12 protein-coding genes are annotated in these 11,985 nt (G+C 60.4%); 1 reads left to right on the top strand and 11 read right to left on the bottom strand.

What is annotated here, in order from left to right; genetic code table 11:
* Positions 1-41: 41 nt before the first annotated feature.
* The 4 genes from B5P46_RS06270 to B5P46_RS06255 all read right to left on the bottom strand — a co-directional run bounded on the left by B5P46_RS06270 (position 42) and on the right by B5P46_RS06255 (position 4,564).
* Entirely contained in the window at positions 42-1,004 is a 963-nt protein-coding gene (locus tag B5P46_RS06270; protein ID WP_129417937.1) for a flagellin, read from the bottom strand.
* A gap of 300 nt (positions 1,005-1,304) precedes the next feature.
* Positions 1,305-2,216 carry a flagellin gene (locus B5P46_RS06265; RefSeq protein WP_129417936.1) on the bottom strand — a complete coding sequence of 304 codons (912 nt, stop codon included), beginning with the start codon at positions 2,214-2,216 and terminating at the stop codon, positions 1,305-1,307.
* A gap of 248 nt (positions 2,217-2,464) precedes the next feature.
* Positions 2,465-3,373, bottom strand: a complete 909-nt coding sequence (locus tag B5P46_RS06260; RefSeq protein WP_129417935.1) for a flagellin — start codon at positions 3,371-3,373, stop codon at positions 2,465-2,467.
* 282 nt (positions 3,374-3,655) lie between these two features.
* The gene (locus tag B5P46_RS06255; RefSeq protein ID WP_129417934.1) at positions 3,656-4,564 is read right to left on the bottom strand and encodes a flagellin; all 909 of its coding nucleotides are present in this window, start codon (positions 4,562-4,564) and stop codon (positions 3,656-3,658) included.
* Between the two features lie 446 nt (positions 4,565-5,010).
* Between B5P46_RS06255 and B5P46_RS06245 the strand changes: the two genes are divergently transcribed.
* Entirely contained in the window at positions 5,011-6,927 is a 1,917-nt protein-coding gene (locus B5P46_RS06245; RefSeq protein ID WP_129417933.1) for a glycosyl transferase, read from the top strand.
* Between the two features lie 143 nt (positions 6,928-7,070).
* Here the strand turns inward: B5P46_RS06245 and fliP are convergent, their stop codons facing one another.
* The 7 genes from fliP to flgG are packed head-to-tail and all read right to left on the bottom strand — an operon-like array spanning position 7,071 to position 11,981.
* A complete protein-coding gene (gene fliP / locus B5P46_RS06240) occupies positions 7,071-7,808 on the bottom strand; it encodes a flagellar type III secretion system pore protein FliP (RefSeq protein ID WP_003556541.1) in 738 nt (245 codons plus the stop codon).
* On the bottom strand, positions 7,805-8,311 hold the full coding sequence (locus B5P46_RS06235; RefSeq protein WP_129417932.1) for a flagellar basal body-associated FliL family protein: 507 nt from the start codon (positions 8,309-8,311) through the stop codon (positions 7,805-7,807). Before B5P46_RS06235 ends, fliP begins: the two co-directional genes overlap by 4 nt.
* A gap of 12 nt (positions 8,312-8,323) precedes the next feature.
* A complete protein-coding gene (flgH, locus tag B5P46_RS06230; RefSeq protein ID WP_011650477.1) occupies positions 8,324-9,040 on the bottom strand; it encodes a flagellar basal body L-ring protein FlgH in 717 nt (238 codons plus the stop codon).
* Positions 9,037-9,579 (bottom strand): MotE family protein, encoded by a 543-nt coding sequence (locus B5P46_RS06225; protein WP_012756064.1) that lies wholly within the window; start codon positions 9,577-9,579, stop codon positions 9,037-9,039. The genes flgH and B5P46_RS06225 overlap by 4 nt, the downstream gene beginning before the upstream one ends.
* On the bottom strand, positions 9,576-10,697 hold the full coding sequence (locus B5P46_RS06220; RefSeq protein ID WP_129417931.1) for a flagellar basal body P-ring protein FlgI: 1,122 nt from the start codon (positions 10,695-10,697) through the stop codon (positions 9,576-9,578). The genes B5P46_RS06225 and B5P46_RS06220 overlap by 4 nt, the downstream gene beginning before the upstream one ends.
* Positions 10,694-11,176: a flagellar basal body P-ring formation chaperone FlgA gene (gene flgA / locus B5P46_RS06215; protein WP_003545535.1), complete on the bottom strand. Its 483-nt coding sequence runs from the start codon at positions 11,174-11,176 to the stop codon at positions 10,694-10,696. The genes B5P46_RS06220 and flgA overlap by 4 nt, the downstream gene beginning before the upstream one ends.
* Before the next feature lie 16 nt (positions 11,177-11,192).
* Positions 11,193-11,981: a flagellar basal-body rod protein FlgG gene (gene flgG, locus B5P46_RS06210; protein ID WP_003545534.1), complete on the bottom strand. Its 789-nt coding sequence runs from the start codon at positions 11,979-11,981 to the stop codon at positions 11,193-11,195.
* Positions 11,982-11,985: the final 4 nt, after the last annotated feature.

Below are 11,985 nucleotides of genomic sequence, written 5' to 3'. Positions count from 1 at the left end.
AGGATGAATGGCGCCGACGCCACCCGTGATCGCGCCCGCCCCTATTCCAGCAGGATCAGGATCTTGCTTGCGGCCGTGTTGAGGATCGAGATCGCTTCGACCGCCATCTGCTTCTGGGTCTCGATCGCCTTCTGCCGGATCGAAGCCTCGTCCATGTCGGTGTCGACGAGCGCGCCGACGCTCTTGTCGATCGAATCGGCCAGATCGGCGGTATAGTCGATCTGATCGTCGATGCGCGTCTTCATCACGCCGATGGACGCGGCCGTCGTCGTCAGCGAGGAGAGCAGCGCGTCGGTGACGTCAAGCATGTCGGTAAGTTGCTCACCGGTCGTGTTGTTGTCGATCGCAATTTCCGTACCCGTCGCCGGCGTGGTCGAGTTGGCGTTCAAAAGGTAGTAGTTGCGCGACGTCGCACCACTGTTGTTGATCGCGTTGGCATCGACCGACTTGGTCAACAGGCCGCCGCTCGCATTGTTCTTGTCGACGAGAATGGTCTGCGAGGATGGGAAATCGATGGTCTGGGCCTGATATTCGCCGGTCGGAGCGCGCACGAAGCCCGAAATGACCTGCCATGTCGGCGGCGCAGCGGTGTCGCCGTTCAACAGCCAGTTTTCACCCGCAAACGACGTCGATTCAACGATCGTCTGCAACTGCTCTTTGTATTCGCTGATCTCGGCGTTAATCTTGTCCTTGTCGGCGCCGGGCTCTCTTGCCGAAACCAGCTTGGCGCGAATATCGCCTATGAGATCGATCGCCGAGTTCATCGCCGTGTAGGTCGCATCCACCTTGGCAGCGCCGAGACCGAGCGCATCGCCGATCGTTCCGAGATTGGTGCTGTCCGAGCGCATGACGGTCGCGACCGACCAATAGGACGCGTCGTCGGCGGCCGTCTCGATGCGATATCCCGAGGACACTTGCTGTTGGGTCTGGCTGGCTTCTTTGTTGATGCTGCGCAGCACCGCAAGCGCATTCACCGCGGCCGCGCTGGTAATCTTAACGGTCATCGACAGGTCTCGGAATCGGGGTGAAAAGGCAGGCCGGATTGCCGGCGGCGACTGAGGTGGCATCATGCCTCCGGCAGGGTTTCTACCGGCGTGTCGCAAAAGCAAATCAATTCCAGGCGAAGGTAACTCGATATCAACCTGTTGGGCAAGAGCGCAGCACTGAGCGTGGCGCGCCGATCGCCATGTCGATCAAGCCGTTGATATAAAAGAAAGAACCGCGCCATTTCGGGCGCGGTCCGGGAGACTTTACGCTTGCTGCCAGATGACGGCGCAAGATTGGGTCCAGCTTCAGCCTCTGATTTAGCTGCGGAACAGCGTGAGGATGTTCTGAGCGCTGGAGTTGGCGATCGACAGCGACTGGATGGCCAGCTGCTGCTGCGTTTGCAGCGCCGTCAGCTTGCTCGATTCCTCTTCCATGTCGGCATCGACGAGGCGGCCGACGCCCGAGTCGATCGAGTCGCTGAGCGCGCTGACGAAGTTTTCCTGCAGATCGATGCGAGTGGAAATCGAGCCGAGCTGCGATGCAGCCTTGGTCATCGCCTCCAGGCCGGCCTCGATTGACGTCAGGGCCATCGAGATCTCAGCCGAGCCGAAAGTGCTGATGTCCATCGAGTAGATCGAGCCGATCGTGCCGCTTAATGTGCCGAGAATGCCGGAGCTGGTCTCAATCGTGCCAGTCGAGGTCATGCCGAAGAGGACGTTGCCCGTGGAGCTCGAGTCCAGGATGTAGTCTGTCGTCTTGACCGAGACATTGCCGTTGCCATCGCGCACGAAGGTGGAAACGACGCTCTTGGTGCCGTCAGCGCCGGCAACCCAGTTTTCACCGGAGAAGGAAGCCGATTGCGCGATGCTCAGGAGCTGCTGCTGCAGCTGGCCGATTTCTTCCTGAATCTTGGTCTTGTCGACGCCCTTTTCGGTCGCGGCGACGATCTTCGCCTTGATTTCGCTGATGATGTCGATGGCGCTGTCCATGGCAGAGTAAGCGGTGTCGACTTTGGCAGCGCCGAGGCCGAGAGCGTCGGAAACGGCGGAAAGTGCCTTGTTGTCGGAACGCATGGTCGTTGCGATCGACCAGTAGGCGGCGTTATCGGCTGCCTTTTCGACGCGGTAACCCGACGATACGTGGTTCTGCGTAGTCTCAAGGCTGTCGTTGATACCGCGGAGTGTCTGAAGAGCGGCCATCGCCGCGACGTTCGTCAAAATGCTGGTCATGAAATGATTGCCCCTTGTCGGCATGTGGAAAAAAGGGACATTCCGGAAAGCCACCGGGAACGGGAAGCAGCCTCATGCCTGTTAACCGGTTCTTAAATTTGGTTAACTCTCCGTCTCGTTGACCGCAGAAGACAGCATTATGGTTAATCAACAGTTAACGGGAATCAAAAAAAGCCGCGCTCCATTGAAGCGCGGCTCGATTCCGAGATGCCCGCCGGAGGCCGGCGGGCCGATGTTTCTGCGGGCTATTAGCCGCGGAACAGCGTGAGGATGGTCTGCGAAGAGGAGTTCGCGATCGACAGCGACTGGACTGCCAGCTGCTGCTGGGTCTGCAGGGCGCTGAGCTTGGAAGATTCTTCTTCCATGTTGGCATCGACGAGACGGCCGACACCGGAGTCGATCGAGTCGCTGAGGGCGGACACGAAGTTTTCCTGCAGCTCGATGCGCTTGGAGATCGAGCCGAGCTGAGCGCCGGCGCTGGTCATGGCCTTCAGAGCCGCTTCAACGTTGGTCAGAGCCGACTGGATTTCGCCGAGGGTGAAGTTGGTGATGTCCATTGCGTAGACAGAACCGGTCGCACCATTCGAAGTACCGAGGATACCCGTGGAGGTTTCGACCGAGCCGCCGCTCATGCCGAACAGAACGTTGCCCGTGGAGCTGTCGTCGAGAATATAGTCGGTCATCACGACCGAAACGGCGTTGGAGCCGTCGCGGACGAACGACGAAACGACATTCTTGGTGCCGTCAGCGCCGGCAACCCAGTTTTCACCGGAGAAGGAGGCCGACTGCGCGATGCTCATCAGCTGCTGCTGCAGCTGGCTGATTTCTTCCTGGACCTTGGCCTTGTCGACGCCGCTTTCAGTGGCGGCAACCAGCTTGGCCTTGATGTCGCCGACGACGTCGATGGCGCTATCCATGGCGGAGTAAGCGGTGTCGACCTTTGCTGCGCCGAGGCCGAGAGCATCGGAAACGGCCGAGAGAGCCTTGTTATCAGAACGCATGGTCGTTGCGATCGACCAGTAAGCAGCGTTGTCGGAAGCCTTGCCGACGCGAAAGCCGGACGAAACGTGAGCCTGGGTTTCCTGGAGACCCTGGTTGATGCCACGGAGAGTCTGGAGAGCTGCCATTGCAGCGTTATTGGTGTTGATGCTCGTCATAGTTTGCTTGCCCCTTGTTGGCAGATTTTAAGAAGGGACATTCCGGATTTTCGGCCGGCCCACAGCGATCAGCATCATGCCTGTTAACCATCTCTGTTAAGGTTAACTCGCCGTTTCGATGGGCCTAGAAAACACCAAGATAGTTAAGGAAAGCTAAAACGAGATTGGAAATTACCTAAAAATATCTGAGGCTTAGAAGATTTTTCATTAACCTTATGTTAAAACATTTCGCGGCCGGGGATGACCCGGCCGCGAAACTTGGAAGCCTTGTGCCGACCGGTCTTAGCGGAAGAGCGACAGGATGTTCTGCGAAGAGGAGTTCGCGATCGACAGCGACTGGATCGCCAGCTGCTGCTGGGTCTGCAGGGCGCTGAGCCTGGAAGATTCTTCTTCCATGTTGGCATCGACGAGACGGCCGACACCGGAGTCGATCGAGTCGCTGAGAGCGGACACGAAGTCGTCCTGAGCGTCGATGCGGCTGGAGAGCGAACCGAGAGCAGCGCCGGCGCTGGTCATGGCCTTCAGAGCCGCTTCAACATTGGTCAGAGCCGACTGGATCTGGCCGGACGTAAAGCTGGTGATGTCCATCGCGTAGATCGAACCGGTTGCACCACTCGAAGTACCGAGGATACCCGTGGAGGTTTCGACCGAGCCGCCGCTCATGCCGAACAGAACGTTGCCCGCAGAGCCGCTGTCGAGAACGTAGTCGGTCGTCTTGATCGACACGGCGTTGGAGCCGTCGCGGACGAAGGAGGAAACGACGCTCTTGGTGGTGCTGTCAGCGCCGGCAACCCAGTTTTCGCCGTTGAAGGAAGCCGACTGAGCGATGCTCAGGAGCTGCTCCTGCAGCTGGCTGATTTCTTCCTGGACCTTGGCCTTGTCGACGCCGTTTTCAGTGGCGGCAACGAGCTTGGCCTTGATGTCGCCGACGACGTCGATGGCGCTGTCCATGGCGGTGTAAGCGGTGTCGACCTTGGCAGCGCCCATGCCGAGAGCGTCGGAGACGGCCGAGAGAGCCTTGTTATCAGAACGCATGGTCGTTGCGATCGACCAGTAAGCGGCGTTGTCGGAAGCCTTTTCAACGCGATAGCCCGACGAAACGTGATTCTGCGTCTGGTTGAGGCCCTGGTTGACGCTACGCAGCGTCTGGAGAGCGGCCATTGCGGAAGAATTCGTGTTAATGCTTGTCATAAGTCTGTCCCCTGGAAAACAAGATACAAAAAGGAGGACATACCGGACTATAGTACCGGCGATGACGGACCAGCTTCATGCTACTCGGCGCCTGTTTTGTTTGGCCCAAACCCGTCATGTCCAGGGCAATCTCGCAGCCAATGCTTGCCAACTCCTTAAAAATACAGGCCCTGAGCCGGCTCCTCGCAGGGCATAGTTAATGCATGCTGAATATATTCCTTGGCATTCTAGTTCCCTTGAAAACCAAGCGTTTTCCCTAGGCAAAAGTCGGCATTTCCCCGGCGAAAACAGCGGTTCATCAAGCGCACCGGTTTCAAGCAAGCTTCGAATGCCAATGTGGCAGGCGCCGGGATAGCACCATCGGACCGATCCGCCCGTTTTGCGGAGGACGGCCTGTCCGTGCCTCGGCGATCGACGCCAGAACATTTCCTTCACGGAGTTGGGTTTTGAACAGCAAAGTTTCGTTCTCTGCGGCATCCAAGGATTACCAGATGGGCCGCTACACACAGTCCTTGGCGACGCTCAACCAGTTGATGGATATCCAGCAGGACGCCAAGACCTATGCGCTGCTGGCCAAGAACCTCGTGCAGCTCGGCTTCAAGGCCGATGCCGCGAAAGCCTATGGCCTGGCCGGCAATTGCGAAGGACCGAATTCCTACGAATACCAGAAACAGGCGGCCAAGCTGCACTACGAGACCGGCAGTGAGGACGACGCGCTGCTGATCGCCATGCGAAACCTTAGCAAGGCGCAGGAAGACGCGGAACTCGCCTTCATCATCACCGCGATCTATCTGAAGCGGCAGCAGCGCGATATCATCCGCCCCTTCAAGACGGTGCTGTCGCAGAGTGCCAATCCCGATCATATGCGCCTGGCAGCCCTGCTTCTGAGCGACGATCTGAACGACGCAACCAACCAGAGCCTCTCGCGCAACCTCTTCAAGCGGTTTCCAGGCAATCTCGCATTCCGCTTTCTGCATCTGGTTTTCGCCCGCGAATTCAATGAGTTCGAGGAGGCGAGCAAACATCAGGCTGTGATCGACGCCTCACTCACCAAGGGCGATATCGAGATCCTGCGCAAGGATAACCCGTTCTATCATCTGCACTGGTGCGGCAATGAGGATTTCAACCGCTATGCGACGATCGGCACCACTCCTCTCAACCCGGAACGGGTGGCCTTCCGCCGCAACCAGCCGCACAGCTGGTCGGACAAGATCCGGATCGGCTACATGTCATCGGACTTCTGGGATCGCCACGCGACGATGAAGCTCTTGCAGCGCATCCTCGAACTGCACGACAAGGACCGGTTCGAGGTGACGCTCTTCTGCCATACAGGCCCGGAGTACCTCAAGCACAACAATACCGACCGCAGCCGCTGGGGCCGGATCGTCACCGTTCACGGCTTCTCCGACCAGGGGATGCTGGCAGCCGTGCGCGAGCATAATATCGACATCATGGTCGACCTGAAGGGCCACACTTCGGGCAGCCGCGCGTCGGCCTTCAATTTGCCGCTCGCGCCGGTGCATGTCGGCTGGCTCGGCTTCCCCGGCAGCACGGTCAATATCGATCTCGACTACGTCATCGGCGACCATTCGGTATTGCCCGAGGTGGCCAAGCCCTTCTACCATGAGAAATTCTGCCGTCTGCCGGAGAGCTACCAGCCGAACGACCCGATGCATCGCCCGAAGCCCCGCCCCGTCACTCGCGAAAAGCTCGGCTTGCCGGAAGAGGCCTTCATCTTTGCGTCCTTCAACGGCAATCGTAAAATCACGCCGGAGACGATCGACAGCTGGTGCCGCATTCTCAAGCGTGCGCCGAACAGCGTGCTCTGGCTGATGGCAAATACGCCGCGCAACCAGGCGAACCTCTTGAAGCAATTCCAGACGGCCGGCATCTCCGCCAAGCGGATCATCTTCTGCCCGCGCGCGCCCTATGAAGAACATATCGACCGTCAGCAGGCAGCCGACCTCGGCATCGACACCTTCCCGGTCAATGGCCACACGACCACCTCGGAGCAGCTCTGGGGCGGCCTGCCGGTCCTGACCGTCAAGGGCACCAACTTCGCGTCACGCGTCAGCGAGAGCCTGCTCAGGGCCATCGACCTGCCCGATCTCGTCGCGCCCGACCTACAGGCCTATGAAGATATGGCAGTCGAACTGGCTGAGAATCCCGGGCGGATCGCCGAATATAAGGCGCACCTGAAGGAGAAGCGCTATATCGCGCCGCTCTTCGATGCCGAACGGTTCTGCGACCATCTGGAGCAGGCCTATGAAATCATGGCCGAGCGCGCCAAGCAGGGTCTTGAACCCGATCACATGGACATTCCGGCGCTGCCGCCGCGCACGGCGCCGTTCGCGGCTGAGTGAGGCTTTCGATCCGCACTCCGTTGCGCGTCGTTTCAGACGCGCAACGGACACGCTGCAGCACTTTGAATGGCTGCATAATTAGAAACCCGCCGGAGCGATCCGGCGGGTTTTCTCATTGGCGAACATCAAGCAGCGGCAGCCGGTCAGCTGAACGAGCGCACAAGGCTGCCGACGAGCAGGTTCCAGCCGTCGATCAGCACGAAGAAGAGGATCTTGAAAGGCAGCGAGATCGAGGTCGGCGGCAGCATCATCATGCCCATCGCCATGGTGATGGTCGCGACGATGAGGTCGATGACGAGGAACGGCAGCACGACGAGGAAGCCGATCTCGAAGCCGCGGCGAATCTCGGAAATCATGAAGGCCGGGATCAGCACGCGGTAGTCGATCGGATCGGTCGTCTGGATATTCTGTCCGCGTTCGCGCGCCAGATCGACGAAGAGCGCCAGATCCTTGTCGCGGGTATTGGCCGCCATGAAGGTGCGGAAGGGTTCGGCGATACGCTGGACCGCCTCGGTCTCGTTGATCTGATTGGCAAGCAGCGGCTGCACACCGTTTTGCCAGGCCTGATCGAAGGTCGGCGACATGACGTAGAAGGTCATGAACAGCGACAGCGACAGGAGGATCATGTTGGAGGGCGTCGAGGAGAGGCCCATCCCTGAACGCAGGATCGAGAAAGCGATGATGAAGCGCGGAAAGCTCGTCACCATGATCAGGATGCCCGGCGCGACCGAAAGAATGGTCAGCAGGCCGAATGTGCGGATGATCCAGGCGGCGACGGAGCCATCGACTGGCACGTTCAACAAGTCAGTCGGCAGCTGCTGTGCCACCGCCAGTTCCGGTACCGCCATCATGGCGGCAAGGAAAACTATGAGACGAATCATTCGATGACAAATGTCCTGAACATGACCTTCGATACCCGCCCTTGCGAGCGAAGGTCAACACGTTCCTGTATGTCATCCTTGAGATATTGAAAGCCCCGCGGTCCCTCGATCTGCTGGAGGGAAACGGTCCTAATATAGGCGAGGATATCCTGGTGAATATCCTCGGAAACCTTGACATCCGGCGGCCCGTTGAACAGCAGCGCGACTTCGAGTCGCACCCAGTTTTCGGAGGGGTAGGCGAGGTTCGAGGTGATCGGCTCGAGCTGGACGACGTTGTTGGCCTCGGTCGAGATGCGCGCCAGGCCTTCCTCGGCCTTCTTCTTCGCCTCGGCATCCTTGGCCTGCTCGACCTCCTTGGCGCCCTTGATGCTGGGCGCGACGATCGTGCCGACCGCCCAGCCGCCGCCGGCGCCGAGCAGGGTCAGGACGGCGATGCCGATGATCGTCATCAGCGAGCCGGATTTCTTGTTCGATTGACCTGCGCTTACGTCTGGCTCTGCCATCGTCGTTCAGCCTCAAAGCGGCGAGAAAAGATCGACGGCCTGCTGGCCGCGCGGAGGCTGCTGCACTTCCATCAGGCGGCCGCGGCCGCCGTAGGAGATGCGGGCTTCGGCGATCTTGTCGTAGGAGATCTGGTTGTCGGCATTGACGTCCTGCGGACGAACGATACCGGCGACGTTCAGGATGCGCAGCTCCTGGTTCAGGCGAACTTCCTGCGAGCCTGATATGACGAGGTTGCCGTTTTCGAGAATGCCGGTGACGACGGCGGCGACCAGAAGGGTGAGCTTGTCGGTGCGCTCGATCTTGCCCTTGCCGTCGGTGCTGGTGTCGGAGCCATAAGTCAGGTCGGTCTTCGACTCGGGCGTCCAGCCGAAGATCTGGGCGTTGACGTCCCAGTTCATGCCGCTCGAATTCGTGCGGCTGCGGTTGGTCTCGTTGTCGAAGGAGGCCTTGTCGTTGATCTGGATGTCGACGGTCAGGATGTCGCCGACGTTGAGCGCGCGCGCATCCTTGAAGAGGGCGGCCTGCGAATCGCTCCACAGCGAATAGCCCTGCGCCACGGCGCGTGGCTGCTTCGGATAAAGCGCCATCTGTGGCGTCTGGCCGTAGGCGAGGCCGCTGCCGATCGGGCTCATGGCAGGCGCACGGCCGATCTCGCTGACCGCCGTCGGAGACTGGCAACCTGCAAGGAGTGCGAGGGCGGCGATCGCGGCCGGGAAACGCATATTCATGAAGGATCCTTCGACGTATTGGGATCGGACGCACTGGCGATGACGCTGGCGATGACCGCGGCCTTCTCAGGGTCCATCTCGTTGAGGATGAGGCTCGACTGACGCGGGCCGAGCCGCATGATCACGGCAGAGGCCACCTCGATCTTCATGTCCTGCAACTGAAGTGCGGCCGCATCCGGCTTCATCTTCCTGTAGATTTCGGTGAGCCCGGCTTCCGCCTGCTTCAGGAAATCGTCGCGCCGCTTCAGCCAGTCCTGATATTCAGCCTTGCGCTTGTCCATTTCCGCCATGCGGGCGTCGATGTCGGCGCGAAGCTTTTCCAATTCCTGCTTCTGCAGGAGGTAACGCTGGTCGCGGGCGGGCTCGGCGATGTTGGTGCAGAACTGCTTGATCTCATCCTGGGAGGTGATGTCGCCTGCCGGCGCATGTTCCTGCGCGAAGGCGCTGGGAATCGACAGAAGGACGAGGCCTGCGGCCGGCAGAGCCAGCCGGCGCAGCAATTGCAGAACCGTCATGTCAGGGTTGATGATATCAATCATTGCAGCACAAGCTCCGCCTGCAGGGCGCCTGCCGACTTGATGCCCTGGAGAATGGCGATGATGCCATCCGGTTTCACACCGATATTGTTGAGGCCGGCGACAAGGGTCCTGAGATCTGGACCATCGATGATGGCGACGCGCCCGCCGGTCTGCTCGGCCGCGATATCGGTCTGCGGCTGGACGGCGGTCCGGCCGCGCGAGAAGGGTTCGGGCTGGATGATCTGCGGCGTCTCGGTGACCTGGACCGTCAGGGTGCCGTAGCTGACGGCGACCGGCGAGACGCGGACGTCGGAGCCGATAACGATCGTTCCGGTGCGCTCGTTGATGACCACCTTGGCCGGCGTATCGGTTTCGACGATGAGATTTTCGACGTCGGCCATCAGCCGGGTGAGATCGGCCGCGCGCGGCTTCTGAATCACGACTTCCTGCGAATCCTTGGCTTCGGCGACCGGGCCGCCGAAGCGCGCCGAGGCATAACCGTTGACGATGTCGGCGATGCGGATCGCCGTCGAGAAGTCGGGGTTGCGCAGCTGCAGGACGAGATTGACCGAATCCTTGAAGCGGGACGGCAGTTCACGTTCGATGATCGCGCCGCCGGGCACGCGGCCTGCGGTGGTGACGCCTTCGGTTACGGTCGCCGCCTGGCCCTGCGCCTGGAAACCGGAGACGATGACAGCGCCCTGCGCAACGGCGTAGATCTGGCCGTCGGCGCCGGAAAGCGAGGTCATTACGAGCGTGCCGCCGCGCAGCGACGTCGCGTCGCCGAGCGAGCTCACCGTAACGTCGATACGGCTGCCGGGACTTGCGAAGGGCGGCAGGTTGGCGGTGACCATGACGGCCGCCGTGTTCTTGGCGCTGGACTGGCCGCCCTGCGTCGAGATGCCGAGATTTTGCAGCATCGCCCGCATCGACTGCTCGGTGAAGGGCGAGGAGCGGAAGCCGTCGCCGGTTCCCTGCAGGCCGACGATGAGGCCATAACCGATCAGCTGGTTGTCGCGACCGGCCTGAAGGGAGGCGATGTCCTTGATGCGGGAGGTCAGCGCCCAGGCGGGCGCGACATCAGCCAGACTCATGGCGAGAATCGCGACAAGGCTGACGAAACGGAAAAACAATTTCATTTTGCCCTCACATGGACCGTGCCGTCCGCAAGCACCGTGCCGCTGACGATGACGCCGGAGTCCATATTGCGCGCGCGGACGACCTGCCCGATCGTGCCGTCTTCGAGCGGCGTGCCGGCGGCGGAGATCGTCATCGCGCCGAGCGATAAGACCAAGCGGATCGAAGAGCCGCGCGTCACCGTATAGGCCTCGCGCAGACCCGAAACCGAAATCGTGCGGCCCGGCAACAGCGTGCGCTTGGAAACCATGCCTTCGACCTGAGAAATAGATTTGGCATAATCGCCGGCGAGGTTGGGGTTGGTGACCTCGACCTCCTGAAGCTGGCTCGACGACAATGTGTCGCCGGGGTAGATGATCGTCGTCGGGACGACGGCATAACCCATGCCGGCATCCACGTCCGCGGGCAGGAAAATGCCCGCGACTGCGATCGTGGCTGCCGCCACCCATCCTGAGATGTGTCCTGCCCGGCAAAACATCATGTTTCGGCCCTTCCCTTTACTTCAGGTTCTTGCTGACGATGGAGGCCATTTCATCAGCGGTGGTGATCACCTTGGAATTCATTTCGTAAGCACGCTGGGCCGAGATCAGCTCGGTGATTTCCTTCACCGGGTCGACATTCGAAGATTCCAGGTAACCCTGCTTCATGTAGGCGAAACCTTCCTCGTCAGGATTGCCGATGACGGCTTCGCCGGAGGCCGGCGTTTCCTGGAAGAGATTGTCGCCGAGCGGCTGGAGACCCGCCTCGTTGACGAAGTCCGCAAGCGTCAACTGGCCGAGCTCGGTCGCCTCCGTCGCTCCCGGCAGCTTGGCCGAAACCTGGCCGGAGCGGCTGATCGTCAGTTCAGTCGAGCCTGTCGGAATGGTGATGCCGGGAAGGACCTCGTAGCCGTCGATGGTGACGAGTTGGCCTTGGTCGTTCTTGTTGAAGGCGCCGGCGCGGCTGTAAAGCGTCGTACCGTCGGTCGACTGGATCTGGAAGAAGCCCTTGCCGATCAGCGCCACGTCGAGATCGTTGCCGGTCTGGGTCAGTTCGCCCTGGAGATGCAGGTTGCGGACCGCCGAGGTCTGGACGCCGAGGCCGATATTGGCACCTTCCGGAACGACGGCCTGGTTTGCGCGGTTGGCGACACCCTTGGCACGTTCGGTCTGGTAGAGAAGATCCGAGAATTCGGCGCGGGCGCGCTTGAAACCGGTCGTATTGATGTTCGCGATGTTGTTCGCGATGACTTCCAGATTGGTCTGCTGGGCATCCATGCCCGTTGCTGCGATGGCGAGCGCTCTCATGTGT

The organism is Rhizobium leguminosarum (genome assembly GCF_004123835.1).
Lineage (GTDB): Bacteria > Pseudomonadota > Alphaproteobacteria > Rhizobiales > Rhizobiaceae > Rhizobium > Rhizobium leguminosarum_M.
Note: the sequence above shows the minus strand (reverse complement) of the source record. Positions and strands in the feature narration are given on the sequence as shown.